26 protein-coding genes and 1 riboswitch are annotated in these 26415 nt (G+C 69.6%); of the genes, 12 read left to right on the top strand and 14 right to left on the bottom strand.

The genetic code is table 11. From position 1 onward, the window contains the following. The 4 genes from PMI01_RS12120 to ispH form a co-directional block, all read right to left on the bottom strand. A complete protein-coding gene (locus PMI01_RS12120; RefSeq protein WP_007668679.1) occupies nt 1-936 on the bottom strand; it encodes a hypothetical protein in 936 nt (311 codons plus the stop codon). Between the two features lie 117 nt (nt 937-1053). Then, nucleotides 1054-1503, bottom strand: coding sequence for a ribonuclease HI (gene rnhA, locus PMI01_RS12115; protein ID WP_007668677.1), 450 nt, complete (start codon nt 1501-1503; stop codon nt 1054-1056). Then, the gene (thrB, locus tag PMI01_RS12110; protein ID WP_007668676.1) at nt 1500-2462 is read right to left on the bottom strand and encodes a homoserine kinase; all 963 of its coding nucleotides are present in this window, start codon (nt 2460-2462) and stop codon (nt 1500-1502) included. The genes rnhA and thrB overlap by 4 nt, the downstream gene beginning before the upstream one ends. A gap of 44 nt (nt 2463-2506) precedes the next feature. Continuing rightward, nucleotides 2507-3490 (bottom strand): 4-hydroxy-3-methylbut-2-enyl diphosphate reductase, encoded by a 984-nt coding sequence (gene ispH / locus PMI01_RS12105; RefSeq protein WP_007668674.1) that lies wholly within the window; start codon nt 3488-3490, stop codon nt 2507-2509. Nucleotides 3491-3641: 151 nt separating this feature from the next. Between ispH and PMI01_RS26700 the strand changes: the two genes are divergently transcribed. Both PMI01_RS26700 and PMI01_RS12095 read left to right on the top strand, forming a co-directional pair. Further along, complete coding sequence (locus PMI01_RS26700; protein ID WP_007668672.1) at nt 3642-4352, top strand: hypothetical protein; 711 nt, start codon at nt 3642-3644, stop codon at nt 4350-4352. Then, nucleotides 4349-6190 carry an arginine--tRNA ligase gene (locus tag PMI01_RS12095; RefSeq protein ID WP_007668669.1) on the top strand — a complete coding sequence of 614 codons (1842 nt, stop codon included), beginning with the start codon at nt 4349-4351 and terminating at the stop codon, nt 6188-6190. The genes PMI01_RS26700 and PMI01_RS12095 overlap by 4 nt, the downstream gene beginning before the upstream one ends. 4 nt (nt 6191-6194) lie before the next feature. On the opposite strand, the gene PMI01_RS12090 is transcribed toward PMI01_RS12095, so the two are convergent. Next, complete coding sequence (locus PMI01_RS12090) at nt 6195-6950, bottom strand: ORF6N domain-containing protein (protein ID WP_238537054.1); 756 nt, start codon at nt 6948-6950, stop codon at nt 6195-6197. A gap of 186 nt (nt 6951-7136) precedes the next feature. After that, nucleotides 7137-7228: riboswitch (glycine riboswitch) on the top strand. 148 nt (nt 7229-7376) lie between these two features. Here PMI01_RS12090 and gcvT point away from each other — a divergent pair. From gcvT to PMI01_RS12060, 6 genes are all read left to right on the top strand, one after another. Next, entirely contained in the window at nt 7377-8504 is a 1128-nt protein-coding gene (gene gcvT / locus PMI01_RS12085; RefSeq protein ID WP_085954865.1) for a glycine cleavage system aminomethyltransferase GcvT, read from the top strand. 80 nt (nt 8505-8584) lie between these two features. After that, nucleotides 8585-8950 carry a glycine cleavage system protein GcvH gene (gcvH, locus tag PMI01_RS12080; protein ID WP_007668660.1) on the top strand — a complete coding sequence of 122 codons (366 nt, stop codon included), beginning with the start codon at nt 8585-8587 and terminating at the stop codon, nt 8948-8950. Nucleotides 8951-9075: 125 nt separating this feature from the next. After that, nucleotides 9076-10422 (top strand): aminomethyl-transferring glycine dehydrogenase subunit GcvPA, encoded by a 1347-nt coding sequence (gene gcvPA / locus PMI01_RS12075; RefSeq protein ID WP_035035973.1) that lies wholly within the window; start codon nt 9076-9078, stop codon nt 10420-10422. Further along, on the top strand, nt 10419-11987 hold the full coding sequence (gene gcvPB, locus PMI01_RS12070) for an aminomethyl-transferring glycine dehydrogenase subunit GcvPB (protein ID WP_007668644.1): 1569 nt from the start codon (nt 10419-10421) through the stop codon (nt 11985-11987). The genes gcvPA and gcvPB overlap by 4 nt, the downstream gene beginning before the upstream one ends. A 132-nt stretch (nt 11988-12119) precedes the next feature. Next, the gene (locus PMI01_RS12065) at nt 12120-12536 is read left to right on the top strand and encodes a hypothetical protein (protein ID WP_007668640.1); all 417 of its coding nucleotides are present in this window, start codon (nt 12120-12122) and stop codon (nt 12534-12536) included. Further along, a complete protein-coding gene (locus PMI01_RS12060) occupies nt 12533-12976 on the top strand; it encodes a hypothetical protein (RefSeq protein ID WP_007668637.1) in 444 nt (147 codons plus the stop codon). Before PMI01_RS12065 ends, PMI01_RS12060 begins: the two co-directional genes overlap by 4 nt. 409 nt (nt 12977-13385) lie before the next feature. Here the strand turns inward: PMI01_RS12060 and PMI01_RS12055 are convergent, their stop codons facing one another. From PMI01_RS12055 to PMI01_RS12035, 5 genes are read right to left on the bottom strand one after another with little or no spacing between them, the layout of a single operon-like run. Next, entirely contained in the window at nt 13386-13898 is a 513-nt protein-coding gene (locus PMI01_RS12055; protein ID WP_007668634.1) for a F0F1 ATP synthase subunit B, read from the bottom strand. Nucleotides 13899-13910: 12 nt separating this feature from the next. Next, entirely contained in the window at nt 13911-14447 is a 537-nt protein-coding gene (locus tag PMI01_RS12050) for a F0F1 ATP synthase subunit B family protein (RefSeq protein WP_007668631.1), read from the bottom strand. A 26-nt stretch (nt 14448-14473) separates the two neighbouring features. Then, nucleotides 14474-14698 carry a F0F1 ATP synthase subunit C gene (locus PMI01_RS12045; RefSeq protein WP_007668628.1) on the bottom strand — a complete coding sequence of 75 codons (225 nt, stop codon included), beginning with the start codon at nt 14696-14698 and terminating at the stop codon, nt 14474-14476. A 48-nt stretch (nt 14699-14746) separates the two neighbouring features. Beyond that, nucleotides 14747-15520 (bottom strand): F0F1 ATP synthase subunit A, encoded by a 774-nt coding sequence (locus tag PMI01_RS12040; protein ID WP_035035981.1) that lies wholly within the window; start codon nt 15518-15520, stop codon nt 14747-14749. Nucleotides 15521-15545: 25 nt separating this feature from the next. Beyond that, nucleotides 15546-15914 (bottom strand): AtpZ/AtpI family protein, encoded by a 369-nt coding sequence (locus tag PMI01_RS12035; protein ID WP_007668612.1) that lies wholly within the window; start codon nt 15912-15914, stop codon nt 15546-15548. Nucleotides 15915-16392: 478 nt separating this feature from the next. On the opposite strand from PMI01_RS12035, the gene PMI01_RS12030 reads away from it, so the two are divergent. From PMI01_RS12030 to PMI01_RS12020, 3 genes are all read left to right on the top strand, one after another. Beyond that, nucleotides 16393-18366, top strand: a complete 1974-nt coding sequence (locus PMI01_RS12030; RefSeq protein WP_007668610.1) for a hypothetical protein — start codon at nt 16393-16395, stop codon at nt 18364-18366. 102 nt (nt 18367-18468) lie between these two features. Further along, complete coding sequence (locus PMI01_RS12025) at nt 18469-18798, top strand: DUF6481 family protein (protein ID WP_007668607.1); 330 nt, start codon at nt 18469-18471, stop codon at nt 18796-18798. Nucleotides 18799-18895: 97 nt separating this feature from the next. Then, nucleotides 18896-19660 carry a TSUP family transporter gene (locus tag PMI01_RS12020; protein WP_081497670.1) on the top strand — a complete coding sequence of 255 codons (765 nt, stop codon included), beginning with the start codon at nt 18896-18898 and terminating at the stop codon, nt 19658-19660. A gap of 132 nt (nt 19661-19792) precedes the next feature. On the opposite strand, the gene PMI01_RS12015 is transcribed toward PMI01_RS12020, so the two are convergent. The 4 genes from PMI01_RS12015 to PMI01_RS12000 all read right to left on the bottom strand — a co-directional run bounded on the left by PMI01_RS12015 (nt 19793) and on the right by PMI01_RS12000 (nt 25227). Further along, on the bottom strand, nt 19793-23239 hold the full coding sequence (locus PMI01_RS12015) for an AAA family ATPase (protein WP_007668601.1): 3447 nt from the start codon (nt 23237-23239) through the stop codon (nt 19793-19795). 16 nt (nt 23240-23255) lie between these two features. Then, nucleotides 23256-23912: a DsbA family protein gene (locus PMI01_RS12010; RefSeq protein ID WP_007668598.1), complete on the bottom strand. Its 657-nt coding sequence runs from the start codon at nt 23910-23912 to the stop codon at nt 23256-23258. Further along, on the bottom strand, nt 23909-24538 hold the full coding sequence (locus PMI01_RS12005) for a DsbA family protein (protein WP_007668594.1): 630 nt from the start codon (nt 24536-24538) through the stop codon (nt 23909-23911). Before PMI01_RS12005 ends, PMI01_RS12010 begins: the two co-directional genes overlap by 4 nt. Before the next feature lie 146 nt (nt 24539-24684). Then, entirely contained in the window at nt 24685-25227 is a 543-nt protein-coding gene (locus PMI01_RS12000; protein WP_007668592.1) for a DUF721 domain-containing protein, read from the bottom strand. Nucleotides 25228-25329: 102 nt separating this feature from the next. Here PMI01_RS12000 and mutY point away from each other — a divergent pair, with 102 nt between their 5' ends. Beyond that, nucleotides 25330-26382 (top strand): A/G-specific adenine glycosylase, encoded by a 1053-nt coding sequence (mutY, locus tag PMI01_RS11995; RefSeq protein WP_035035969.1) that lies wholly within the window; start codon nt 25330-25332, stop codon nt 26380-26382. Nucleotides 26383-26415 lie beyond the last annotated feature (33 nt).

The following is a 26415-nucleotide window of genomic DNA, read 5'->3' as shown; positions in this document are numbered from 1 at the left end:
TCACGGCCGGCAGAGATACTTGCCTTCGGTTCCGCTGATCTGGCCGTCGTGATTGAGGTCCTCGGCGTCGAAGTTCAGCGCGGCGACCTTCAGGAACGCCTCCCGGCTGTCGGGTCCGAACTGCTCCCATTGCTCGCAGCCGCCGTAGTTCGTCACCGGCTGGAGCACGCCGCCCTTGCTTGAGCAGAGCTTGGAGAAATAGGACGGCTTGGCCATGCAGGCCTGGAGGTCCGAGGCGCAGGCCAAGGCGCCGGCTATGCCCGCGAGCGGGTTGTCCGGCTTGGGGATGAAGGGGTTGGGGGTGACGGGGTCCTCGAGTTCCTGCTGCTGGTAGGCCTTGCCGTTGACGACGCAGACCTCGCCGTTGGAATAGCCGACCGCCAGGCATTGCCCGCCCTCGAAGGCCGTGGCGCCCAGAATCTCGGGCCAGCTCAACCAGTCGGCGGGGACATAGGACTCCGGCGTCTCGACATACTGGCCGGGATGGGCCGGGTCCTTGACCTTGCTGGCCGGCTGCAGCGTGTAGGCGACGATGACGCAGGACGAGACCTTGGGGCCCAGTGGTTCCCACGGGTTGGGCCCCTGCCATTTCAGCGAGAAGTCCTGCTGGACGTCCAGCGCCTCGTAGGCCTTGCTCATCTTCGCCAGATAGACGTTGCGCGGCACGACGATCGACATCGCGTTGGCGGCGGTCGCGAGCATCGGCTTGCGGGCCGGATTGGCCGACCGCTGGGCCGGGCTGGAAGTGACGGGGGTCACGCGGGCCGCCGCGCGGCGGGGCGCGCCGGGCTTGTAGCGGGCCGCGATGGACGGGCTGACCGCCGATACCGGGGCGGGGCGCGCGACGGCGCCCGGGCCGCCCCTCGTCGCCTGGGCTTCAAGCAAGCTTGGTGTCAGCAGCGCCGCCAGCGCCAGTCCCGTCGCGATCCGCTTCATTGTCGCCCCCCAAGGTTGGCGCCCTTCCCCAAGGGCGCGGCCGGCGTGGTACGCCGCCTTGGCCGCCAGGAGAACGCTCAAAGCCGGAGTTTGGCAACAGGGGCGCGGACGCCCGCCCTAGGCCTTCTCGCCCAGCGTCTTCAGCATCCCCAGCCGCGCCAGCTCGTCGGCCCGTTCGTTGTGGACGTGGCCGGCGTGGCCCTTGACCCAGCGCCAGTCGACGTCGTGCTTGGCGCGGGCGGCGTCCAGGCGCTGCCACAGGTCGACGTTCTTGACCGGGCTCTTGTCGGCGGTCTTCCAGCCCTTGGCCTTCCAGCCGTGGATCCACTGGGTGACGCCCTTCATCACGTACTGGCTGTCGGTGTGCAGCTCGGCCTTGGTCGGCTTGTTCAGCGCTTCCAGGGCCTGGATGGCGGCCATCAGCTCCATGCGGTTGTTGGTGGTGGCCAGGTCGCCGCCGCAGATTTCCTTCTTCTTGTCGCCGTACATCAGCAGGGCGCCCCAGCCGCCCGGACCGGGATTCCCGCGGCAGGCGCCGTCGGTATAGATCACCAGCTTGGGGGTCACGCGCCGGCTCCGAACAGGCTGAGGCCCTCGCGGTGGACGGCCAGCTTGCGCTCGTATTCCAGCGGGTCCTTCGGCCTGACCAGGGCTCCGGACGGGGTCGAACCCCAGTCGGCCAGGCGGGTCAGGAAGAAGCGCATCGCCGCGCCGCGCGCCAGGATCGGGATGGCCTCGCGCTCGGCCGGGCTCAGCGGCCGCCGGCGCTCGTAGCCGGCGATCAGGGCCCGGGCGGCGGTGATGTTGAAGCTGCCGTCGGCTTCGAAACACCAGGCGTTCAGGGTCACGGCGATGTCGTAGGCAAAGGCGTCGTCGCAGGCGAAATAGAAGTCGATGGCGGCGGCGAACTTGCCGTCCGGCTTGAAGAACACGTTGTCGGGGAAGTAGTCGGCGTGGATCACCCCCGACGGCAGGCCGCGCGGCCAGGCCAGGGCCAACTCGGCCAGATCCTTGTCGATGGTCGCGGCCAGGCCGGGCTTGAGGCCGTCGGCGTCCTGGCGGTGCCTGGAAAACAGCGGGGCCCAGTGCGGCTGGCCCAGGTCGTTGGCGCGGCGGGCCGGATAGCCCTCGCCGGCCAGGTGCAGCCAGGCCAGGCCCTCGCCGGCCTCGCGGCAATGGGCGACGGTGGGGCGGCGGGCCGACAGGCCGGGCAGGAACTCGACCAGGGCGGCGGGCTTGCCGCGCAGGGTCTTCAGCGTCGCGCCCGAACGGTCGGCGATCGGCTTGGCGCTGGGATAGCCGCGATCGGCCAGCCAGGTCAGCAGGTTGAGGAAATAGGGCAGGTCCTCGGGCTTGGCGCGCCGCTCGTAGACCGTGAGAATGTAGCGCCCGGCCTCGGTTTCCAGCAGGAAGTTGGAATTCTCAACCCCCTCGGCGATGCCCTTGAACGCCAGGGCCTGGCCCAGGTCGTAGTCGCCCAGGAAGGCGGCGAGTTCGTCGTCGGTGATGTCGGTATAGACGGCCATGGCGCGGGGATGGGGGAGGCGGCGCTGGCGGTCAAGTGCCGCCGTTACGTCGTCAACAACCGCGGTAGCTTGAAGGTCACCGTCTCGCGGGCCTCGATCAGTTCGTCGACCGTGACCTCATAGCGGCCGGCGATGGCGTCGAGGACGCCCTGCACCAGGTCTTCCGGGGCCGAGGCGCCGGCGGTGACGCCGACGCTGGCGACGCCCGAGAACCACGACCAGTCGATGCCGCGCGCGTCGTCGATCAGGTGGGCGTCCTTGGCGCCGGCCCGCCGGCCGACCTCCATCAGCCGCACCGAGTTGGACGAGTTCTTCGAGCCGACCACCAGGATCAGGTCCGACGCCTCGGCCAGCATCTTCACCGCCTCCTGGCGGTTGGTGGTGGCGTAGCAGATGTCTTCCTTATGCGGGGCGGCGATGCCCGGGAAGCGTTGCTTCAGCAGGTTGACCATCTCGGCGGTGTCGTCGACCGACAGGGTGGTCTGGGTCAGGAAGGCGACGTTGCCGGCGTCCTTGGGCGTCCAGGCGCGGGCGTCGTCGATGTCCTCGATCAGGGTCACCGTGCCCTCGGGCAGCTGGCCCATGGTGCCGACCACCTCGGGATGGCCGGCATGGCCGATCAGCACGATCTCGCGCCCGGCGTCGAAATGCTTCTGGGCCTCGACATGGACCTTGGAGACCAGCGGGCAGGTGGCGTCCAGATAGACCATCTCGCGGGCCTTGGCGCTGGCCGGCACCGACTTGGGCACGCCGTGGGCCGAGAACACCACGGGTCGGTCGGTCGGGGCCTCGTCCAGTTCCTCGATGAACACCGCGCCCAGCGCCTTGAGGCGGTCGACCACGTGGCGGTTGTGGACGATCTCGTGGCGGACATAGACCGGCGCGCCGAACTTCTCGATCGTCCGCTCGACGATCTGGATCGCCCGGTCGACCCCGGCGCAGAAGCCGCGCGGGCTGGCCAGGACGACCCTCAGCTGGGGGCGAAGGGGAGGGCGGCCAGGGGACGGGATCGGCGTATGGGCGTTCATGCCGCTGAACCTAAGGGTTCCGCGCCTTTCGCGCCAGCGTCGGCCCAGAACTCCGCTGCACATTGCGACGTCACGCATATGCCTTTATCAGGCTCCATGACGCCGATGGGGACTTCCCATACAGGCTCTTCATTTTCGGACCGGACGTTTCATGCGCCGCAAGCTCTCCGTCGCCCTCAGCGCCCTGATGGCCCTCTCGATCGCCGCCACGGCGACGACCGTCCACGCGCAGCGTCGGCCCGGCCAGGACCAGGGCGGCGGCGGCGACGACGACCAGGCCAGCAAGAAAAAGAAGCGCGACGACGAATGGAACCAGCCCAAGGCTCCGCTGGCCCAGCTGCGCAACGCCGGCCCGTGCCCCTATGTGAAGGTGCTGTACGACGCCAGCCGCTACATCGAGTTCAAGGACGGCAAGGAATCGGCCGCCGCGACCGCCTACACCGGCGAAATCCAGGGCCTGTCGTCGGGCTGCGCCTACAAGAGCAACGACCCCATCAAGATGCAGGTCGAGATGCTGTTCGAGCTGGGCCGCGGCCCGCAGGCCACCGACAACCGCAAGACCTATCGCTATTGGGTGGCGGTGACCGAACGCAACAAGGACGTCCTGGCCAAGGAATATTTCGACCTGCCGGTGACCTTCGCCCAGGGCCAGGATCGCCTCTACGCCACCGAGGTCCTGCAGACCATCACCATCCCGCGCGCCGACGAAAAGGTCAGCGGCTCCAATTTCGAAGTGCTGATCGGCTTCGACGTGACCCCGGAAATGGCCGCCTTCAATCGTGACGGCAAGCGCTTCCGGGTCAATGCCGGTCAGACCCAACAGGCCCAAGGCCAGCAGACCCAGGTCCCGACCAAACCATGATTGATTTGAAGCGGTCCCTGAGCGAGGCGGCCGCGGCCGCTTTCCAGGCCGCCGGACTGTCCCCCGACTTCGGTCGCGTCACCGCGTCCGACCGCCCCGACCTGGCCGATTTCCAGTGCAACGGGGCCCTGGCGGCCGCCAAGAGCGCCAAGCGCAATCCGCGTGAGATCGCCGTCCAGGTGGTCGACATCCTCAAGACCGACCCGCGCCTGGCCTCGGTCGAGATCGCCGGCGTCGGCTTCATCAACATGCGCGTCAGCAGCGACGCCCTGTCGACCCGGGCCCGCGAGATCGCCGCCGATCCGCGCGCCGGGGCCGAGCCCCTGGCCCAGCCGCGCCGGGTGCTGATCGACTATGCCGGCCCCAACGTCGCCAAGCCGATGCACGTGGGCCACCTGCGCGCCTCGATCATCGGCGAGTCGGTCAAGCGCCTGTACCGGTTCCGCGGCGACGACGTGGTGGGCGACGCCCACTTCGGCGACTGGGGCTTCCAGATGGGCCTGCTGATCAGCGCCATCATGGACGAGGACGCCTTCATCCGCGCCCTGCTGGACCGCCTGGTCGAAGCGCCGCGCGACTTCTCCAAGGCCGACGAGGCCAAGGTGATGGCCGAGTTCGCCTCGCGCGTCAGCCTGGAGGACCTCGACCGCCTCTATCCCCTGGCCTCGCAGCGCCAGAAGGACGACCCCGAGTTCAAGGAACGGGCCCGCAAGGCGACCGCCGAGCTGCAGAACGGCCGCTTCGGCTACCGCCTGCTGTGGCGTCACTTCGTGACCATCAGCCGCGTGGCCCTGGAGCGCGAGTTCCATGCCCTGGGGGTCGACTTCGACCTCTGGAAGGGCGAGAGCGACGTCCAGGACCTGATCGCCCCGATGGTTCGCCAGCTCGAGGTCAAGGGCCTGCTGGTCGACGACCAGGGCGCCCGCATCGTCCGCGTGGCCCGCCCCGGCGAGACCAAGAAGAAGAAGCTGCCCGACGGTTCGGTGGTCGAGGTCGAAAGCCCCGACCCGCTGCTGGTGGTGTCGTCGGAAGGCTCGGCCATGTACGGCACGACCGACCTGGCCACCATCCTGGATCGCCGCAAGTCGTTCGACCCGCACCTGATCCTCTACTGCGTGGACCAGCGCCAGGCCGACCACTTCGAGCAGGTGTTCCGCGCCGCCTACCTGGCCGGCTACGCCGAGCCCGGCGGCCTGGAGCATATCGGCTTCGGCACCATGAACGGGGCCGACGGCAAGCCGTTCAAGACCCGGGCCGGCGGCGTGCTCAAGCTGCACGACCTGATCGAGATGGCCCGCGAGAAGGCCCGCGAGCGCCTGCGCGAAGCCGGCCTCGGCGCCGACCTGGCGCCCGAGGTGTTCGAGGACATCGCCCAGAAGGTCGGGGTCGCGGCCCTGAAGTTCGCCGACCTGCAGAACTTCCGCGGCACTTCCTACGTCTTCGACCTCGACCGCTTCACCAGCTTCGAGGGCAAGACCGGGCCGTACCTGCTGTACCAGTCGGTGCGCATCAAGAGCATCCTGCGCAAGGCCGCCGAGCAGAACGTCGTCTCGGGACCGATCACCGTCGCCGAACCGGCCGAGCGCGACCTGACGCTGCTGCTCGACGGCTTCGAGGGCGCGCTGGCCGAGGCCTATGACAAGAAGGCCCCCAACTTCGTGGCCGAGCACGCCTACAAGCTGGCCCAGACCTTCTCGAAGTTCTACGCCGCCTGCCCGATCCTCGGCGCCGACGACCCGGCCGTCCGGGCCTCGCGCCTGGGGCTGGCCGAGACGACGCTGAAGCAGCTGGAACTGGCCCTGGATTTGCTGGGCATCGAGGCGCCGGAACGGATGTAGGCGGCTAGGGGCGCTCAAGGTCCTTGAGCGTCGCCAGCAGGCCTTCGACCCCGCCGGTTTCCAGATACTGCTGAGCGACCAGCACCAGGCGCAGCTGCTTGGCCAGCAAGGCCAGCTGACGGTGCTGGTTCTCGGTGCGCTTCTGGGCGGTCTCGGCCTCCAGGGCGTCGGCTTCGGCCAGCAGCTTGCGGACCTCGGCCAGGGTCTTCTCGTTCTGGACGCCGGCCCGCTTCAGATATTCCTTGATGCTGCGCAGGCCTTCGGCGGCGATGGCGTGGGCCTCGTCGCCGACCGTGGTCTGTGTCTCCGGATCGGCGATGGCGTCGAGCACCCGGCCCAGGGCGCCGTTGAGCTTGCTCATCAGGCCCGTGCGGGCTTCGCTCTCCAGCGGCAGCAGCCCTCGCGCGTCGATCAGCGACGGCAGGTTCGCGCCGTCCGACACCAGCGTCTTGCGGCGCGCCTCGACGAACACCTTGATGATGAACCGCGACGCGGCGATCGCCTGTTCGGACTGCAGGACGGTGGCCGCCATGACGACACCGTGCTCGGTGAAGACATAGGGGCGATGGCGGGGACCGCCTCGACCGATCTTTGAGGTCACAATTTGCAACCTCAAAGCCGCGAACTCTTCGACAGAAAGCTGGAAAGCGAAGCCGTCGAACTTCGTCTCGTTCCGTCGCGTCTGCTGATTGAGGCGCTTGGTTTCGACGCCAAACAGCCGCGCGAGATCGGCATCGACGATCACGGACAGGCCGCGCATCTCAAACACCTGTGGCGCGAAGGCTGCTTCGAGGGGCGCATCAGAAATGTGCTCGTCGGTCATGGCCATTCTTTGAGGTCACATTTTGTGACCTCAAGTTTGACTATGTTCCCGGATTGTTCGCAACCCTCGGGCGACCTCGTACGCGCGCAGTTGACTCCCGTCGCCCCCTCGCCCAAACACGCCTCGACCCTCGCGGGAGACATCGGGATTCTGGTCCCGAGGCCGAAGGCGCAACCGCCCCGGAAACGCTCAGGCAAAAGGACCGCGCGGGTTTAGGAACGCTGGAAAGAGGCAGATTTCCCACGAAGGGAGAGATGTCCGCCGAAGGAGCAAGGCCGGACTAGTCCGGCCGAAATCTCTCAGGTCAAAGGGACAGCGGGGGCGAGACCACCTGGCGAAAGCCGGGCGGCGTCGCCGACCCCGATTGGAGCCCAAAGCGTGTCCGACCAAGACCTCAAGAAGACGCCCCTGTACGACGCGCACGTCGCCGCCGGCGCCCGCATGGTCCCGTTCGCGGGCTATTCCATGCCGGTGCAGTACAAGGACGGGGTGCTGAAGGAGCACCTGTGGACCCGCGAGCACGCGGGCCTGTTCGACGTCTCGCACATGGGCCAGGCCCGGCTGCGCGGCGAGAACCCCGCCAAGAGCTTTGAGAAGCTGGTCTCGGCCGACTACCAGGGCCTCAAGCCCGGCAAGCAGCGCTACGCGGTGCTGCTGAACGCGCAAGGCGGGGTGATCGACGACCTGATGACCGCGCGGCCCGACGACGACGGCCTGTTCGTGGTGGTCAACGGGGCCTGCAAGGACAACGACTACGCGATCATCGCCAAGACCCTGGAGGGCGAGGCGACCGTCGAGCGCCTGGAGAATCGCGCGCTGCTGGCCCTGCAGGGACCCGAGGCCGCCGCCGTGCTGGCCGCCCATGTGCCGCAAGCCGCGACCATGGTGTTCATGGACACGGTCGCGCTTCCCGCCTTCGGCGTCGACGCCATCATCTCGCGCTCGGGCTATACCGGCGAGGACGGCTACGAGATCTCGGTTCCGGCCGCCGACGCGACGCGGATCTGGAACACCCTCCTGGCCGACGAACGCGTCAAGCCGATCGGCCTGGGGGCCCGCGACAGCCTGCGCCTGGAGGCCGGCCTGCCGCTCTACGGCCACGACATGGACGAGACCGTCTCGCCGATCGAGGCCGGCATGAACTTCGCCATCGGCAAGAGCCGCCGCGAGGCCGGCGACTATCTGGGCGCCGACCGCATCGCCAAGGAACTGGCCGGCGACCTCACGCGCGTGCGGGTCAATCTGAAGGTGCTGGAGGGCGCTCCGGCCCGCGAAGGCGCGCAGATCGCCGACGAGACCGGCGCCGTGGTCGGCGTGGTCACCAGCGGCGGCTTCGGCCCCAGCTACGGCGGCGCCATCGCCATCGGCTTCGCGCCCCCGGCCCTGGCCGTGATCGGGACGAAGTTGAAGGTCATCGTTCGCGGCAAGCCGCAGGCGGCCGAGGTCGTGGCCTCGCCGTTCGTTCCCACCCGCTACGTGCGCAAGCTTTAGCAAGGCGTGACAGCCGAAAGTGGCCGCCGGTTTCGGCGACCGTCACGCCGCCAACATTGAAGAGAAAAGGGCCCTTTCCCATGCGTTTCACCAAGGATCATGAATGGGTGCTGGTCGAGGGCGACGTCGCCACGGTCGGCATCACCGGCTACGCCGCCGAGCAACTGGGCGACGTGGTGTTCGTCGAGGTTCCCGACGTCGGCAAGACCGTGAAGCAGGGCGAAGGCCTGGCGGTGGTCGAGAGCGTCAAGGCCGCCTCCGACGTCTACGCCCCGGTGTCGGGCGAGGTGGTCGAGGCCAATGGCGAGCTGTCCGACAGCCCCGAGACCGTCAACGCCGTGCCGGAAGCCGGCGGCTGGTTCGCCCGGATCAAGCTGAGCAACCCCGGCGAGCTCGACGCCCTGATGGACCGCACGGCCTACGAAGCGTTCCTCTCGACCCTGTAAGGAAAAGAACCCTTTCCCCTTGATGGGGGAAGGGCAGGGTTGGGGGTGACCCCGCCGCCCGCAACACCCCCATCCCCGACCCTTCCCCCATCAGGGGGGAAGGGGGCACGCCGCGGAAGTTTTTCATGCGCTACCTCCCCCTCACATCCCAGGATCGCGCCGACATGCTCGGCGTCATCGGCGCGGAGTCGATCGACGAGCTGTTCGTCGACGTGCCCGCCGTCGCCCGCCGCACGGGCGTGGTCGACCTGCCGCTGCACGCCGGCGAGCTGGAGGTCGAGCGCGAGATGCTCGGCCTGTCGCGCCGCAACCGCTCGGCCTCGGAAGGCCCGTTCTTCGTGGGGGCGGGGGCCTATCGCCACCATGTGCCGGCCACCGTCGACCACATCATCCAGCGGTCGGAGTTCCTGACCAGCTACACGCCCTACCAGCCCGAGATCGCCCAGGGCACGCTGCAGGTGCTGTTCGAGTTCCAGACCCAGGTCGCGGCCCTGACCGGCATGGAAGTGGCCAATGCCTCGCTCTATGACGGCTCCACCGCCACCGCCGAGGCGGTGATGATGGCCACCCGGGTCACCCGCCGCAACAAGGCGGTGCTGTCGGGCGGCGTGCACCCGCACTATGTCGGCACGGTCGAGACCCTGGCCCACGCGGCCGGCGTCGCCACCGAGCGCCTGGCGGCCGCCATCGACGCCGAGGATGCGGTGATCGCCGCCATCGACGCCGACACCGCCTGCGTCGTCGTCCAGACCCCCAACGTGTTCGGCACCGCCACCGACGTGACGAAGATCGCCCAGGCCGCCCAGGCGGCCGGCGCGCTGCTGATCGTGGTGACCACCGAGGCGGTGTCCTACGGCCTGCTGAAGTCGCCGGGCGAGATGGGCGCCGACATCGTGGTGGCCGAGGGCCAGTCGATCGGCAACGGCCTGAACTATGGCGGCCCCTATGTCGGCCTGTTCGCCTGCAAGGAAAAATACGTCCGCCAGGCTCCTGGCCGCCTCTGCGGCGAGACCGTCGACGCCGACGGCAAGCGCGGCTTCGTCCTGACCCTGTCGACCCGCGAGCAGCACATCCGCCGCGACAAGGCGACCTCGAACATCTGCACCAACAGCGGCCTGTGCGCCCTGGCGTTCAGCATCCATATGAGCCTGCTGGGCGAGAAGGGCCTGCGCCAACTGGCCCTGGTCAACCACCAGAAGGCCGTGGCCCTGCGCGACGCCCTGGCGGCGGTGCCGGGCGTCGAGATCCTGACCCCCCGCTTCTTCAACGAGTTCGCGATCCGCCTGCCGGTCAACGCCGCCGAGCTGGTCGAGACCCTGGCCGCCAACGGTGTCATCGCCGGCGTGCCGTTCTCGCGCCTGGAGCCCGGCGCCGGCCTGGACGACGTCCTGCTGGTCGCCGCCACCGAGACCACTCCGGACCTCGACATCACCATCTTCGCGAAGACCCTGACCAAGGTGCTGGCCCGATGAACATGAACACCGTCGGACGGCCGACCCGTCCTGAAGTCGCCGTCAACGACTACATCCACCCGACCCTGACCGGGGCCCGCGGCCTGTTGCAGGACGAGGCGCTGATCTTCGAACTGGACTGCTGGGACAAGACCGGCGTCGACCTGCCGGACGCGCCGGCCGCCGACGACCTGGGCGACCTAGTCCGCACCGCGCCGATCGGCCTGCCGGGCCTGTCAGAGCCGGAAGCCGTGCGCCACTACGTGCGCCTGAGCCAGAAGAACCACGCCATCGACCTGGCGCTGTATCCGCTGGGCTCGTGCACGATGAAGCACAACCCGCGCCTCAACGAGAAGGTGGCGCGCCTGCCGGGCTTCGCCGACATCCACCCGTTGCAGCCGCAGTCGACGGTGCAGGGCGCGATCGAGCTGATGGACCGCCTGGCCCACTGGCTGAAGACCCTGACCGGCATGCCCGCCGTGGCGCTGAGCCCCAAGGCCGGCGCCCACGGTGAGCTGTGCGGCCTGCTGGCCATCCGCGCCGCCCATGAGGCGGCCGGCAACGGCCATCGCAAGACCGTGCTGGCTCCGACCAGCGCCCACGGCACCAACCCGGCCACGGCGGCCTTCTGCGGCTATACCGTCGTCGAGATCGCCCAGACCGACGACGGCCGGGTCGACCTGGCCGACCTGGAGTCCAAGCTCGGCGACCACGTGGCGGCCATCATGGTCACCAACCCCAACACCTGCGGCCTGTTCGAGCGCGACGTGGTCGAGATCGCCCGCCTGACCCACGCGGCGGGGGCGTATTTCTACTGCGACGGCGCCAATTTCAACGCCATCGTCGGCCGGGTGCGCCCGGGCGACCTGGGCGTCGACGCCATGCACATCAACCTGCACAAGACCTTCTCCACCCCGCACGGCGGCGGCGGTCCGGGCGCGGGTCCGGTGGTGCTGAGCGCGGCCCTGGCCCCGTTCGCGCCGACCCCGTGGGTGGTCAGCCACGACTTCGGCTTCAAGCTGGTCGAGGAGGCCAAGGGCCCCGCCGCCCAGGCCTTCGGTCGGATGAGCGCCTTCCACGGCCAGATGGGCATGTTCGTGCGCGCCTACGCCTACATGCTCAGCCATGGGGCCGACGGCCTGCGGCAGGTGGCCGAGGACGCCGTCCTCAACGCCAACTACATCAAGGCCCGCCTGAGTGACCTGATGAGCCCGGCCTTCCCGAACGGCCCGTGCATGCACGAAGCCCTGTTCGACGACGCCTGGCTGGAAGGCACCGGGGTGACCACGCTCGACTTCGCCAAGGCGATGATCGACGAGGGCTTCCACCCGATGACCATGTACTTCCCGCTGGTGGTGCATGGCGCGATGCTGATCGAGCCGACCGAGACGGAATCCAAGCAGGAGTTGGACCGCTTCGTCACCGCGCTGCGGGCTCTGGCCGGCGCGGCGAAAGCGGGCGAGGTCGACCGCTTCAAGGGCGCGCCCTACCACGCGCCGCTGAAGCGCCTGGACGAGACCCTGGCGGCTCGAAAGCCACGTCTGCGGTGGAAACCTGTGGCCGCCGCGCCACTCGCTGCGGAATAGACGCCACAGTCGAACAAAAGGGGAGCGGGGCGCCTTTACGTAAAGTCGCCCCGTTCTCATATCGGCGTTGTGAGCCGAAGAGGCCGGCCCGTGCCGGGATCAAACGGAGCACGGAACCCCGTTTCTCCCGCCATGAACCTTGCCCTCGCCATGCCCCCCGTGCGCTTCTCCGCCGCCGACGAACTCGCCCGCGAGCTTCTCGGGCGGATTTCGCGCGTCGTGCTGGTGGCGATCGGCCTGGTCCTGGTCGTGGCGGGCTTCCTGATCGCACCGCTGCCCGGCCCGCTGGGCGTGCCGCTGACGGTGGGCGGCCTGATGCTGGTGCTGCGCAACTCGTTCCGGGCCCGTAAGCAGTTCGTCCGCTTCCAGCACGCCCACCCCAAGCTGCTGTTCCCGCTGCGCCGTCTGCTGCGCCGCGAGCCCGAGGTGATGCCGGTGGCCTGGCAGCAGGTCCTGCGCATGGAGAAGCTGGTGCTGCCGCGCCGCTGGCGGGTGGCCAAGCGCTGGCGCCAGTCGCTCAAGCGCCAATCGTTCAAGCAGCGGTCGTGAACGCGCCCGCCAGGGCGCTCGCCAAACTGCCCTCAAGGCTCTACCGCCGTCGTCGCCGGCTGGCCCTGGTCCTGCGGGAAACCGCCGGGCGCGTGGCCCGCTGGGCGGCGCTGGCGCTGGGCGTGCTGATCCTGCTGGCCGGGGTGGTCCTGACGCCCCTGCCGGGCCACCTGGGCCTGCCGTTGCTGGTCATCGGGCTGATGATCGTGCTGCGCAACTCGTTCCAGGCCAAGCGCCGGTTCCTGCGCTGGCAGCGGCGTCACCCCAAGCTGATCTTCCCGATCCGCCGGCTGATGCGCCGCGAGCCGGAGATCATGCTGGTGGCCTGGCAGCAGTTGCTGCGCAGCGAGAAGGTGTTCCTGCGCAAGGCGTCGTGGCGGGTGCTGAAGCGCGGGCGCAAGCACCTGAAGCGGCGCTGGCTGAACAAGCAGCCGGTTTAGCGAGGGCTACGCGATCCGAAACCCTCTCCCAGAGGGAGAGGGAGGGGCCCATTGCGCCAGCAATGGGAGGGTGAGGGGGTGCTGAGCCTGACGGCGTGCCGGCAGGGACCCGCGGCGGCGGATCTCATCCCTGACCCTAAGATCGTCATCCCCCGCTTTATGCGGGGGACCCAAGCTGATGTTCAGAAGGACAACTGGCCAGCCCGCTTGGGTCCCCCGAACAAGTCGGGGGATGACGGCGTGAAACTGGTGACGGCGTCACCCCTCAGCCTCCCACCGCTGCGCGGCGGGCCCCTCCCTCTCCCCTCCGGGAGAGGGTTTCCGGGGCGTTCGCTGACGCTCACCGACCACCAAAAAGGGCGCGCCCCGCGAGGAGCGCGCCCTTGATGTTGTCGCCGGAGCGAAACCGCTATTGCAGCTTCGTGCCGATCTGGCCGATGGCCGCGTCGACCAGGCCGTCCGAACCGCCGGCCGCGAGGCGGGCGACCAGGACCTGTTCGGCGGCCTGGGCGGCCAGGTCGACGGCCGCGGACTTGACGTCGGCGGCGGCCTGGGCCTCGGCCTGGGCGATCTTGCGTTCGGCCATTTCGGCGCGGCGCGTGATCTGTTCCTCGAGCTTGGCCTTGGCTTCCGACGCGATCAGCGCGGCGTCGGCCTTGGCGGCCTCGATCATGCCGGCGGCCTGACGTTCGGCCTCGTCCCGCTGGGCCTTCACCTCGGCGAGCAGGGCCTGGGCCTCTTCCCGCAGCTGGTGAGCCTCGTCGAGTTCGGCCTTGATCTTCGCCGCGTGGGCGTCGAGGGCGCCGAACAGGGCGCCCGGCAGGACCTTCAGCCAGACCAGCAGGCCGATGAACAGGGCCAGGGCGACCAGCACCCACAGTTCGGGGTTGGCCAGGTTGAAGAGCGATTCGTGGTGTTCCATCGTCGTCTCTCCCTAGACCAGCGAGGCCTTGAGCTCGGCGGCCGTGGCCGCCTTGCCCGTCAGCTTCTGGACGATGGCGCCGGCCGTTTCCGAGGCCACCGCGCGGACGTGGCCCATGGCCTCGTCGCGGGCGACCTGGATGCGGGCCTCGGCGGCGGCCAGCTTCTCAGCCAGCGCCGCCTCTTCCGTCGCCTGGCGCTCGGTGGCGGCGGCCGAAGCCACCGCCTTGGCGTCCGCCGCGGTCTTCTGGGCCTTGGCGCGCGCCTCGGCCACCTCGGCCGCGGCCGCGCGGGCCTGGACCTCGGCTTCGTCCTTCAGACGACGGGCGTCGGCGATGTCGCCGGCGATCTTGGCGCCGCGGGTCTCGATCGCGCCGCTGACCCGGGGCAGAAGCACCTTGGACAGCACCGCGAAGAGGACGGCGAAGATGAGCAGCAGCCAGACGATCTGGCCGCCCCAGTGCTCGAACTGCAGCTGCGGAAGACCGCCGCTGTCGTGAGCCGCCGGGGCGCCAGTCGTCTCGACCGTGCCGTGGGGTTCCGTCGCCATGGGCGAAGACGCCTCTTAGCTAAGGTTTACGAGAACAGGATCAGGAAGGCGATGACCAGGGCGAAGATGCCCAGGGCTTCGGTCAGCGCCATGCCGAGGAACAGCATCGGACGTTCTTGAGCGGCGGCGGTCGGGTTACGCAGCGCGCCTTGGAAATAGTTGCCGAACATGATGCCCAGGCCGATACCGGCGCCAACCATGCCCAGCATCGCCAGACCAGCGCCGATGTACTTCGCGGCTTCAGCTTCCATTGTGAGACTCCTTGAGAGCGGTAGATAGGTTGAAAAGAGAAAGGGTGATCAGTGGCTGTCGAGGTGCACGACGTCGTTCAGATAGACGCAGGTGAGCACCGCGAACACGAAGGCCTGAAGGAAGGCCACCATGAACTCTAGGGCCGTCAGGGCGACGACGGAGGTCAGCGACAACACGCCCACCAGCCAGTAGGCCGGAGCCATGGCCAGGAGGATGGACACGAAGGTCGCGAAGATCTTCAGCACCACGTGGCCGCCCAGCATGTTGCCGAACAAACGAAGGGCCAGGGTGACGGGGCGGATCAGGAACGAGATGATCTCGATCGGCACCAGCAGGAAATACAGCGGCCACGGCACGCCCGACGGGGCGAACAGCTTGAAGAACTTCAGGCCGTTCTTGGCGAAGCCGACGGCGATCACCGTCAGGATGACCAGCATGCCCAGCGTCAGGGTCACGGCCAGTTGCGAGGTGGCGGTGAAGCCCAGGAAGTTGCCGGTCCAGCCGAACAGCATGCCTTGCAGGTTGCAGAACAGCACGAAGGCGAAGAGCGTGAAGACGAACGGCAGGTACTTCTTGCCGTCGTGGCCGATGATCGAGCTGGTCAGGCCGTCGACCAGTCCATAGAGCAGCTCGCCCACGGTCTGCAGGCGGCCCGGGATCACGGCGGCCTTCGCCGAGGCGAAGCCGTAGAACACGATGATCAGGGTCGCGGCCAGCAGCATGGCGGCGATGGAATTGGTGATCGACAGATCGAGCGCGCCCAGGCCCGGCACGGTCACGGTCGGCAGCTCCACGATCTTCTTGATCAGGAACTGGTGCATCGGGTCGATCGGCGTGGCCAAGGCCCTAGTCTCTCTTCTGCTTGGGGGCGGTAGACCCGCCTCCCGTGTCTTCGTCGGTCTTCTGGACCGACGCCTGCGCGCTCAGTTTCGTCGCCTTGCGGACGACGAGGTAGATCGAAAACCCCATGCCGATCAGCAGACCGCCGACCATGCCCCAAGGCCCCGTGCCGGCGTAACGGTCGAGCAGCCAGCCAAAGCCGAGCCCCACCAGAACGCCCCCGATCAAATCCGCCAGAAGACGATAGCCGTCCTGGGACGATTTCTCGTTCTCGACATGTATCGGCTGTTCCGCCGCTTTTTTCGCCTCGAAAGCGTCGAGCCGAGCGTCCAGGCTTCGCAGGGCCTTGTCGTTCGGTTCGTCGGCCTTGGGCATGGGAAGCGGCAGGTCCGATAACGCCCGCGGCCGCCCCAAAAGAGGCGGTTTTCCGGCCGGCTTGATCGCGGCGGAACCTATAGGGCGCGCTGCGGTGCGTCAAGGTTGGGCGGGATCGCGTCAAGTGGCGGTTTTATAACAGTTTTTGGCCCTGGGCGGCGACCCTTAAGGAATCGGGGCGCGGACGGGGCGACGGCGCCGCTTTCGTGAGCTGTGGATGACGTCGGGGAATGGGCGGCGCACTTGCCCCCACCTGACCGCTCCGCGGTCTGTCCGCCCCCATAGGGGGCGGAGCCTCGCGCACGGCGCCGGCGACAGGGCTCTTCCCCCTATGGGGGAAGACGGCCGAAGGCCCGTAGGGGGCAAGTCCGTACCACAGAAACCCCTCGCCTAATTTATCCGACTAATCCTATGTTACCGCAACCATGACCGGTCGCCTCGACGCGCCGGCGCGGGGTTCATTGAGGGAAGAACAGTCATGATCCGCGTTACCCGCTGTCTGCTCGGCGCCGCGGCGCTGTGCGCCGTCGTGGCGCCCGCCGCCTCGCTCCAAGCCGCCCCGTCCGCCGGGCCGCAGCCGCTCCCGGCCTACAAGAATTTCCACGCCGCCATCTACATCGCCGTCAACGACGCCAAGGAGCTGGCCGACAAGGCCACCTTCGACCGCGAGTTCGAGCGGGCCTCGCGCCAGCTGCACTTCGACAAGGTCTATCTGGAGGTCTACCGCAGCAACGACTTCGCCAGCGACGAGCAGATCGCGCGGGTCAAGGGCTGGTTCGAGGCGCGGGGGATCAAGGTGGCCGGCGGCATCACCCTGGCGGCCGGCGGCGAGGGCGGCCAGTTCGGCACCTTCGACTACGAAAAGCCCGCCGACCGGGCCGAATGCGAGAAGGCCGTGAGGCTGGCGGCCAGGCATTTCGACGAGGTGATCCTCGACGACTTCTTCTTCTACACCTCGAAAAGCCCGGCCGACATCGCCGCCAAGGGCGACCGGTCCTGGAGCCAATACCGGCTGGAGACCATGCGCAAGGTCAGCCAGGACCTGGTCCTGGGTCCCGCCAAGGCGGTCAATCCGAAGGTGCGGATGATCATCAAGTACCCCAACTGGTACGAGCACTTCCAGGGCACGGGCTACGACCTGGAAAAGCAGTCGCAGATGTTCGACGGCATCTATACCGGCACCGAGACCCGCGACCCGGTGGTCACCGACCAGCTGCTGCAGCAGTACGAGAGCTATTCGATCATCCGCTACTACGACAACATCCGCCCGACAGGCTCGAACGGCGGAAAGGGCAATGGCGGCGGCTGGGTCGACACCTTCTCGACCCTCTATGTCGATCGCTACGCCGAGCAGCTGTGGGACACCCTGCTGGCCAAGGCGCCGGAGATCACCCTGTTCAACTGGAACCCGATGAGCGAGGCCAGGCCGGTCGAGCCCGGCGATCGTCCGTGGAAAGACAAAGCCACCAGCTTCGACTGGAAGGCGATGGCCGCGTCCTACAAGCCGTCGGGCCAGGCCGGCGACCCCGGCCCCGGCTGGGGCCGCGCCGCTGGCTATTCGCTGGAGAAGATCGACAAGGACCTGGGCCTGCTGGGCAAGCCGATCGGTATCGCCAGCTACAAGCCCTACCAGTCGTCGGGCGAGGACTTCCTGCACAACTACCTGGGCAATGTCGGCATCCCGATCGAGCTGTCGCCCAACTTCCCGACCAACGCCGACGTCGCCCTGCTGACCCAGGCGGCGGCCAAGGACCCGAAGATCGTCGACAGGATCAAGGGCAACCTGCTGGCCGGCAAGACGGTGTTCATCACCTCGGGCCTGCTCGGCGCCCTGCAGGGCAAGGGCATCGAGGACATCCTGGAAGTGCGCGACACCGGCCGCAAGGTGGCCCTGCACGACTTCCTCAACGGTTATGGCGCGGGCAACGGCGAGAGCCTGAACGACCCCAGGCGCGACAACCCGCCGGTGCTGTTCCCGGAGCTGGCCTTCTACACCAACGACAGCTGGGGGATCATCCGGGGCGTGGCCAACGCCAAGGGCTTCCCGATCCTGCTGATGAACCGCTACGGCGGCGGGGTGCTCTACGTGCTGACCATGCCGGAGAACCCCGGTGACCTCTACAACCTGCCCCAGGGGGTGACGACCGAGATCAAGCGCTACCTGCAGCGCGACTTCCCGGTGCGGCTGGACGCCCCCGACCGGGTCAGCCTGTTCGCCTACGACAACGGGACCTTCGTGGTGCAGTCGTTCCGCGACGACGACACGGCGGTCAGCCTGTCGCTGCTGGGCGAGGGCGTGCGCTTGCGCGACATGACCAGCGGCAAGCTGGTCGAGGCCAAGCCGGCCGACGGCAAGGCCGACGCGTGGCGTCGCCAGGGCGTGCCGGCCCGCACGGACTTCGCCGCTTCCGTCGCGCCGCACAGCTACCGGGTCTACCGAATCGAGAAGTAGCGCTGACGATCATCCCGGCGCGTCCATTCGCGCCGGGATGATCAATTGCTTTTTCCGGCGTTTTGGGGTCTTAGGGGCGCACTTCCACCAACCAGAAGATTCATGTCGCACCTGAAGAACACCGGCTTCGCCGACCGCATCACCGCCGCCGCTGAAGCCAAGAAGGCCATGCTGGCCAAGATGAAGGTGAAGCCGACCGTCCAGGATCCCAACTTCGAGCAGCGCCACGCCGAGCGTGAAGCCGAGTTGGAGCGGGTCCGCGCCGAGCGCGCCGCCGTCAAGGAAGCCGCGCGCCTGGAGGCCCTGGCCAAGGAAGAAGCGATCCTGGCCGTGAAGCGCGCCGACCGCAAGGAGCGCAAGGCTCTGTCGGCCGCCGAGCAGAAGGCCGCCCGCGACGCCAAGTACGCCGCCCGCAAGGCGCGCCAGAAATAATCCAGTAAACTCGCTCGACCGCGTGGTCCCGGCCCGTTTTCGGGCGGACCACGTGAGGGTTTGAGTGATCGACATCGATCTTGGACTGCTGGCGACGATGTTCGCCGTGGCGGCCATCGCCGGGGCGTTCGACGCCATCGCCGGCGGCGGCGGCCTGCTGACCGTGCCGGCCCTGCTGCTGACCGGCATGAACCCCGTCGCGGCCCTGGGCACCAACAAGCTGCAGGGCGCGGTCAGCGCCATCTCCTCCACCAGCGCCTTCGCCCGCCGCGGCCTGATCGACTGGAAGACCGCCCTGCCGGTCGCGGCCGGCGCCGCCGTCGCGGGCCTGGCCGGGGCCCTGTGCGCCAGCCTGCTGTCGCCGCGCGTACTGGCGGCCCTGGTGCCGATCCTGCTGATCGTCATCGCCCTCTATTTCGGCTTCTCGCGCGGCCTGAAGGGCGAGGACGCCTCGCCGCGCCTGACCGTGCCGGTCTTCGCCTTCTGCGTCGCGCCGCTGGTCGGCTTCTATGACGGCATCTTCGGCCCGGGGGCGGGGGCGTTCTACATGGTCGCCATCGTCACCCTGCTGGGCTACGGCGCGCTGAAGGCCACCGCCCACACCAAGCTGGCCAACGCCGCCTCCAACCTCGGCAGCCTGTCGCTGTTCATCTGGAAGGGCGCGGTGATCTGGCCGATCGGCCTGGTGATGGCGGCGGGGGCGTTCATCGGCGCGCAGATCGGCTCACGGCTGGCGATGCGGTTCGGGGCCAAGCTGATCCGGCCGCTGCTGGTGGTGATGTCGTGCGCCATGGCGGTGAAGCTGCTGAGCGACCCGGGGAACCCGCTGCGGCATGCGGTGGTGGGGCTTTTCGGCCACTAGGTCCTCCCCCTTTGGGGGAGGCGATCGCGAAGCGATCGGTGGGGGGAGTTTTAGGATCGCCGACCACTCCCCCCACCGTCGGCTTCGCCGACACCTCCCCCAAAGGGGGAGGACCTAGGGAAGTCGCGGCCGCTACTGCGCCGCCACCAACTGCTCCGCCGTGCTCAGGTCCACGCTGACCAGCTGGCTCACCCCCCGCTCGGCCATGGTCACCCCGAACAGCCGGTCCATCCGGCTCATCGTCACCGGATTGTGGGTAATCGCGATGAACCGCGTCCGCGTGCGCCGGCGCATCTCGTCCAGCATGTTGCAATAGCGGTCGACATTGGCGTCATCCAGTGGGGCGTCGACCTCGTCGAGCACGCAGATCGGGGCCGGGTTGGCCAGGAAGACGCCGAAGATCAGGGCGCTGGCGGTCAGGGCCTGCTCGCCGCCGCTCATCAGGCTCATGCTGGCCATGCGCTTGCCGGGCGGGCAGGCGAAGATCTCCAGCCCGGCCTCCAGCGGGTCGTCGTTCTCGACCAGCCGCAGCTCGGCCTGGCCGCCGCCGAACAGCGCCTGGAACAGGGTCTGGAAGTGGCCGTTGATCACCTCGAAGGCGGCCAAAAGACGTTCACGCCCCTCGGCGTTCAGCTCCTCGATGCCGGCCCGCAGCTTGGCCACGGCGCCCGACAGGTCGGCCCGCTCGGTGCGCATGGTCTCCAGGCGGGCGGCGTATTCGTTGGCCTCCTCCTCGGCGCGCAGATTGACCGGGCCGATGGCGTCGCGCTCGCGTTCCAGGGCGAACAGGTGGGCCTCGACCCCGGCGGCGTCCTTGGGCACGGCGATGGCCTCGCCGGCGATGTGGCGGCCCAGCTCTTCCGGCTCCATGCGGGCCTGTTCGCGGATATGGCCGGCCACCTCGGCGAAGCGCTCGCGGACGGCGTCCAGGGTGGCGACCAGGGCGGCGCGCTTCTCGCGGGCCTCGCTGGCGGCCTGTTCGGCGGCGCGGGCCGCGCGGTCGGCGGTCAGGCGGCCGGTCTCGGCGGCCTCCAGGGCGTCCGAGGCCTTGGCCCGGCGATCCTCGGCGGCGGCGAACTGCTCGACGATGACCACCAGCTTGGCCGCCAGCACCCCCGGCGCCTCGCGGGCGGCCTCCAGGGCGACGGCGGCCTTGACCCGATCGGCGTCGAGGCTCTGCTCGCGCCGGGCCGAGGCCTCGCGGCGCTTGGCCCAGTCGCCATGGTCGCGCTCCAGGGTCTCCAGGCGGCGCTGGCGGCCGGCGGTCTCGCGGGTCTCCTGGTCCAGGGCCGAGCGGGCGGCGGCGGCGGCCTCGCGGGCGGCGGTCGCGGTCTGGCGGGCCTGGGCCAGTTGCGGGGCCAGGTCGGCGACGCCCTCGGCGGCGGCGTTCTCGGCGCGGACGGCGGCCAGGGCCGCGTCGGCCTCGACCCGTTCCGCCTCGAAGCGGGCGATGGTGTCGTCCAGCGACTGGGCGCGGGCCTCGCGCTGGGCGGCCTCGCGCTCGTAGCGGACCACCGCCTCGCGGGCCCCGGTCAGCAGGCGTTCGGCGTCGGGCGGCCCGCGCCTCTTGTCGCGCAGGGTTTCCTCGGCGACCCGCAAGCCGTCGGCGGCGGTCTTCAGGGCGGCGGCCCCGGCCTCGGCGCGCGGCGCGACCTGGTCGATCTCGGCCTCGACCTCGGCCAGGCGCGTGCGCTGCTCCAGCCGCACGGCGGCCGGCTTGGGGGCGTCGGCGCGGGCGACGAAGCCGTCCCAGCGCCACAGGTCGCCTTCCTTGGAGACCAGGCGGGCCCCGACCGGCAAGCCCTTGGCCAGGCGGTCGCCGTCGGTCCGGGCGACCACGGCGACGTGCGCCAGGCGGGCGGCCAGTTCCGGCGGGGCCTTGATCAGCGGGGCCAGTGGGCTGGCGCCCTCGGGCCAGGCGACGGCGGAGGCCTCACCGCCCGCCCAGAACGACGGCGCGCGGGAATCCAGGGCGGCTTCCAGGTCGTCGCCCAGGGCGGCGGCCAGGGCGGCGCCATAGCCCTTGTCGGGCGTCACCGCGTCGAGGGCCGGCGAGAAGCCGCTCTTGGCGCGCGGCGCGGTCAGCTGGGCCAGGCCCCGAGCCTCGGTGCGCAGGCGGCCCAACTGGTCCTCGACCTTGCGGGCCAGGTCGCGGGCGGCGGCCTCGGCCTGGGCGGTCTTGACCCGCACGGCCTCGGCGTCCTCGAGGGCCTGCCGGGCCGAGGCCAGGCCCGCCTCGGCGTTGGCGAAGCGCTGGCGGGCCTCGGCGGCGGCCGGGTCGACCTCGGGACCGATGGCGGCGCGCTCGGATCTGGCTTGGTCCAGGGCCCGGACGGTGCGGGCCAGGCGGCTCTCGGCCTCGGCCAGGCGCTGGGCGGCGGCGCGGGCCCGGGCCTCCTCGGCGGCGGCGCGGGCGGCCAACTGCTCGACCTCGGCGTCGGCCTTCGCGCGCGCTTCCTCGGCGGCTTTGGCGGCGGAGGCCAGTTCCGGGCCCCGGGCCGGGGCGGCGGCGATCTCGCCGCGCAACTGGGTCAGCTCCTCGTCCAGCCGGGCCAGGGCGCGGACGGCGTCCTCCAGCCCCTGGGCCTCGCGGGCCCGGTCGGCGTCGATGCGGGCCAGGTCGGCCGACAGCCGTTCGAACTCGGCGGCGGCGGCCTGGGATTCGCGCTCGGCGCGGTCCTTCTGGATGGCCAGCTGGCCCAGCACCGCCTGGGCGATGGAGGCTTCCTCGCGCAGCGGCGGCATGGCGTTCTCGGCCGCCAGGATCGCGGTCTGGGCCGTGGCGGCGGCGCGGGCGGTGTCCTCGACGCTGCGCGCGGCTTCGGTGGCGTCGCTTTGCGTGCGGTTGAGGGTGTCGCGGGCCTCGGTCCAGCGGGCGTAGAGCACGGCCCCCTGCACGGCGCGGATCTCGGCCGACAGCCGCTTGTACTTCTCGGCCTGGCGGGCCTCGCGCCGCAGGCGGTTGAGGGCCGTCTCCAGCTCGCCGGCCACGTCCTCCAGGCGCGAGAGGTTGGTCTCGGCGGCCCGCAGCCGCAGCTCGGCCTCGTGGCGGCGGGTGTGCAGGCCCGAGACCCCGGCCGCCTCTTCCAGGATGCGGCGGCGGTTCTGCGGCTTGGCGCCGATCAGCTCGCTGATCTGGCCCTGGCGGACCAGGGCCGGCGAGTTGGCGCCGGTCGAGGCGTCGGCGAACAGCAGCTGGACGTCGCGGGCCCGGACCTCGCGGCCATTGATGCGGTAGGTCGAGCCCTCGCCCCGGTCGATGCGGCGGACGACTTCCAGCACCGGGTCGTCATTGAACTGGGCCGGGGCGGTGCGGTCGGCGTTGTCGATGGTCAGGGTGACGTCGGCGTGGTTGCGGGCCGGGCGGTTGCCGCTGCCGGCGAAGATCACGTCGTCCATGCCGCCGGCCCGCATGGCCTTGGCCGAGTTGGCGCCCATCACCCAGCGCAGGGCTTCCAGCAGGTTGGACTTGCCGCAGCCGTTGGGCCCGACCACGCCCGTCAGGCCGGGCTCGATCCGGAACTCGGTCGGTTCGACGAAGGATTTGAATCCGGAAAGGCGCAGACGCTGGAATTGCACGGCGCCCGCCCGCCCCTCAGCCCTTGGTCGTCTTGTTGGCGGCCGCCTTGTCGATGGCGGCGGCGAAGGCTTCGATCGGCTGACCGCCCACCAGGCGCTGGCCGTCGACGAAGAAGGTGGGCGTGGACTCGATTTGGTCGCGCTCGGCCGCCTTGGCGACGCGCGCGTTCAGGGCCTCGAGGGCGACCTTGTCGCCCAGGGCGGCGGTGAACTGTTCCTCGGTCAGGCCAAAGCTCTTGCCGATCTTCAGCAGGCCGCCCCACAGGTCCTCGCTCTCGAAGATCGCCGTCTGCTGCTTGAAGATGGCGTCGGTGACCTGGAAGTAGCGGTCCGCGCCGACCCGCCGGGCCAGCAGGTAGCCGGCGGCGGCGAACTCGATGGGCGGGGTCAGGAACTCGCGGAACACGTAGCGGACCTTGCCCGTGTCGATGTAGCGGGCCTTCAGCAGCGGGAAGACGTCGTTGTTCCAGTGGGCGCAGTGGGTGCAGGACAGCGAGGCGTATTCCACCACCTGCACCTTGGCCTTGGGCGAGCCCAGGGTCATGTCGCCGGGAACCGCCGGCAAGGGCGCGGCGCGCGCGACGGTGGGCGCGGCGGCCAGCATCAGGCCGCCCGCCGCCCAGGCCGAAGCCGAGAGCCCTGTTCCGATCAGCGCGCGCCGGTCGAGGATCATTTCTTTTCAGCCTCGGCGATCGCGGCGTCCAGCGCGGCCAACGACGCTTCGCCGCCGTCCTCGCCGTTCACCTTCTTGCCGTTGACGACGAAGGTCGGGGTGCCGGTGATCTTGGCGTCCTTGGCGTACTTCTCGACCCGGTCGTTCAGGGCCTTGAGGTTCTTCTCGTCGGTGACGCAGGCGTTGAACTGGGTCTCGTCCATGCCGGCCGACTGGCCGATGCGCAGCAGCACGCCGCGGAAGTCGCCGGTGGTGAACATCTCTTCCTGCGAGCGGTACACGGAATCGACGACCTGGAAGTACTTGTCCTTGCCGGCGCAGCGGGCCAGCAGGAACGAGGCGGCGGCCACCTGGACCGGCGGGGTCAGGAACTCGCGATAGACGTAGTTGACCTTGTTGGTGTCGATGTACTTGGCCTTGAAGGCCGGGAACACATCGTTGTTCCAGCGCGCGCAGTGGCTGCACGAGGCCGAGGCGTATTCCACGACCGTGACCTTGGCCTTGGGGTTGCCCAGCGACATGTCGTCGGCGCTGGACGTTTCCGTCTTGTTGCAGCCCGCGAGCGCGACGGCCACGGAAGCGGTGAGGGCGACGGCCGTCAGGAGCCGGCGGGTCTGCGAACGCATGGTCGATCTTCCTCAGGTCGTGAACAGTGAAGTTAAGCGCGATTCTTTGACCGCGTGAAAAAGGCGCGGATGAGGCCTTGGCATGAGCCTACCGGACGCCCGGTTGTCAATCCAGGCGTGCGGGGTCCCGACGACAAGTGGGCGACCTAGCGCGGATCGCGCAGCACGCCTCGGCCCAGCTTCAGCAGGGCGTCCTTCAGTCCGCCCTCCGGCTGGGCGCCCAGGCTGTCGGCCAGTTCGCGTTCCTGGGCGGCGTCCAGCGGCGGCTTGCGGCGCGCGCGCGGGGCGACGGGCGCGGCCTGGACCTTGACCGGGCCCTGGACGATGCGCAGCCGGGTCACCGCGCCCTTGCCGAGCAGCAGGTCGAGGCGGGCGGTGATCTGCGGGGCCTGGTGCTGGATCAGCGAGGCCACCGGGCCGTCGACCCGCAGCTCCAGCGTGCCGCCCTCGCCGGGCGTGCGGCTCTTGATGACGCGGACCGGCTCGGTCCGCCGCGCCAGGGTCTCGCCGACGATCTCCCGCCAGCGGGTCTGCAACAGGGCCGGACCCTGGCCGAACTTGGCGTCCAGCTGCTTGATCAGCGGGGCCAGCGCCTTGCCGGCGGGCGGGGGGCTGCGGAACTGCGGCCGCGTGCGGCGGCGCTTGAGGATCGCGAGGGCTTCTTCCGCGGTGGGCAGGGGACGGCGCATGGGGGGAAGGTAGCAGAGGTGGTGCGGTTGGGGACAGGCCCATGGGCCTGTCCCCGTCGGTGCGGGATGACAGCCGAGGGCGTGGTCTGCCATACGAGCATCATGCTCGACATCCCCGCCCTCCGCGCCGCCCTGCTGGCCTGGTACGACGCCCAGGCCCGGGACCTGCCTTGGCGCACCGGACCGGCGGCCGGCAAGGCCGGACAGCGGTCCGACCCCTACAGGGTCTGGCTGTCGGAGGTGATGCTGCAGCAGACCACCGTGCCGCACGCCACGCCCTATTTCCTGAGCTTCACCCAGCGCTGGCCGACCGTCTCGAACCTGGCGGCGGTGGAGGATGGCGCGCTGATGGCCGCCTGGGCGGGGCTGGGCTACTACGCCCGGGCCCGCAACCTGCTGGCCTGCGCCCGGGCCGTGGCCCGCGAGCATGGCGGGGTGTTTCCCGACACGGAAGAAGGCCTGCGCGCCCTGCCGGGCGTCGGCGCCTACACCGCGGCGGCCGTTGCGGCCATCGCCTTCGACCGGGCGGCCAATGTGGTCGACGGCAATGTCGAGCGGGTGATGGCCCGGCTGTTCGCGGTCGAGACGCCCGTGCCGGACGCCAAGCCGGAACTGAAGCACCTGGCTGGCGAACTGGTCACCGGCCAGCGTCCCGGGGACTGGGCCCAGGCGCTGATGGACCTGGGGGCGACCGTCTGCCGGCCCAAGGCCCCGCTGTGCGACCGCTGCCCGGTCGGGACCTGGTGCGAGGGGTTGAAGACGGGCGCGCCGGAGACCTATCCGCGCAAGACGAAGAAGGCCGATCGGCCGCACCGCCACGGCGTGGCCTACGTGTTGACCCGAGGCGACGAGACGGCCCTGGTCCGCCGGCCGCCCAAGGGCCTGCTGGGCGGCATGCTGGGCCTGCCGACCAGCGACTGGCGCGATCGTCCGTGGACGGATCCGGAAGCCGCCGTCGCCGCCCCGGCCCCCGGAGCCTGGCGCGACTTCGGGACCGTGGAGCACGTCTTCACCCACTTCTCGCTGACCCTGCGGGTGTTGCGGGCCGACAGCAACGGCGAGGGCGATTTCGTCTGGACCGATCCGCCAGGGCTGGCGGCCCTGCCGAGCGTGTTCCTGAAGGCGGCGAAGGCGGGACGCGAGCGGTTGGTCTAGGTTCTCCTTCTCCCCTTGTGGGGACCGCTGCAT

This window comes from Caulobacter sp. AP07 (assembly GCF_000281955.1).
Classification (GTDB): Bacteria; Pseudomonadota; Alphaproteobacteria; order Caulobacterales; family Caulobacteraceae; genus Caulobacter.
This window is presented reverse-complemented; position numbering and strand designations above follow the sequence as displayed.

Coding starts and splice junctions, on each gene's coding strand:
- PMI01_RS12045 (WP_007668628.1), bottom strand. CDS start 14,698: ATGGAAGCTGAAGCCGCGAAGTACATCGGCGCTGGTCTGGCGATGCTG.
- PMI01_RS12005 (WP_007668594.1), bottom strand. CDS start 24,538: ATGCGTTCGCAGACCCGCCGGCTCCTGACGGCCGTCGCCCTCACCGCT.
- ispH (WP_007668674.1), bottom strand. CDS start 3,490: ATGAACGCCCATACGCCGATCCCGTCCCCTGGCCGCCCTCCCCTTCGC.
- gcvH (WP_007668660.1), top strand. CDS start 8,585: ATGCGTTTCACCAAGGATCATGAATGGGTGCTGGTCGAGGGCGACGTC.
- gcvPA (WP_035035973.1), top strand. CDS start 9,076: ATGCGCTACCTCCCCCTCACATCCCAGGATCGCGCCGACATGCTCGGC.
- PMI01_RS12030 (WP_007668610.1), top strand. CDS start 16,393: ATGATCCGCGTTACCCGCTGTCTGCTCGGCGCCGCGGCGCTGTGCGCC.
- PMI01_RS12065 (WP_007668640.1), top strand. CDS start 12,120: ATGAACCTTGCCCTCGCCATGCCCCCCGTGCGCTTCTCCGCCGCCGAC.
- PMI01_RS26700 (WP_007668672.1), top strand. CDS start 3,642: ATGCGCCGCAAGCTCTCCGTCGCCCTCAGCGCCCTGATGGCCCTCTCG.
- PMI01_RS12010 (WP_007668598.1), bottom strand. CDS start 23,912: ATGATCCTCGACCGGCGCGCGCTGATCGGAACAGGGCTCTCGGCTTCG.
- PMI01_RS12055 (WP_007668634.1), bottom strand. CDS start 13,898: ATGGAACACCACGAATCGCTCTTCAACCTGGCCAACCCCGAACTGTGG.
- PMI01_RS12025 (WP_007668607.1), top strand. CDS start 18,469: ATGTCGCACCTGAAGAACACCGGCTTCGCCGACCGCATCACCGCCGCC.
- mutY (WP_035035969.1), top strand. CDS start 25,330: ATGCTCGACATCCCCGCCCTCCGCGCCGCCCTGCTGGCCTGGTACGAC.
- PMI01_RS12120 (WP_007668679.1), bottom strand. CDS start 936: ATGAAGCGGATCGCGACGGGACTGGCGCTGGCGGCGCTGCTGACACCA.
- gcvPB (WP_007668644.1), top strand. CDS start 10,419: ATGAACATGAACACCGTCGGACGGCCGACCCGTCCTGAAGTCGCCGTC.
- PMI01_RS12090 (WP_238537054.1), bottom strand. CDS start 6,950: ATGCGCGGCCTGTCCGTGATCGTCGATGCCGATCTCGCGCGGCTGTTT.
- thrB (WP_007668676.1), bottom strand. CDS start 2,462: ATGGCCGTCTATACCGACATCACCGACGACGAACTCGCCGCCTTCCTG.
- PMI01_RS12040 (WP_035035981.1), bottom strand. CDS start 15,520: ATGCACCAGTTCCTGATCAAGAAGATCGTGGAGCTGCCGACCGTGACC.
- PMI01_RS12095 (WP_007668669.1), top strand. CDS start 4,349: ATGATTGATTTGAAGCGGTCCCTGAGCGAGGCGGCCGCGGCCGCTTTC.
- PMI01_RS12050 (WP_007668631.1), bottom strand. CDS start 14,447: ATGGCGACGGAACCCCACGGCACGGTCGAGACGACTGGCGCCCCGGCG.
- PMI01_RS12000 (WP_007668592.1), bottom strand. CDS start 25,227: ATGCGCCGTCCCCTGCCCACCGCGGAAGAAGCCCTCGCGATCCTCAAG.
- PMI01_RS12035 (WP_007668612.1), bottom strand. CDS start 15,914: ATGCCCAAGGCCGACGAACCGAACGACAAGGCCCTGCGAAGCCTGGAC.
- PMI01_RS12020 (WP_081497670.1), top strand. CDS start 18,896: ATGTTCGCCGTGGCGGCCATCGCCGGGGCGTTCGACGCCATCGCCGGC.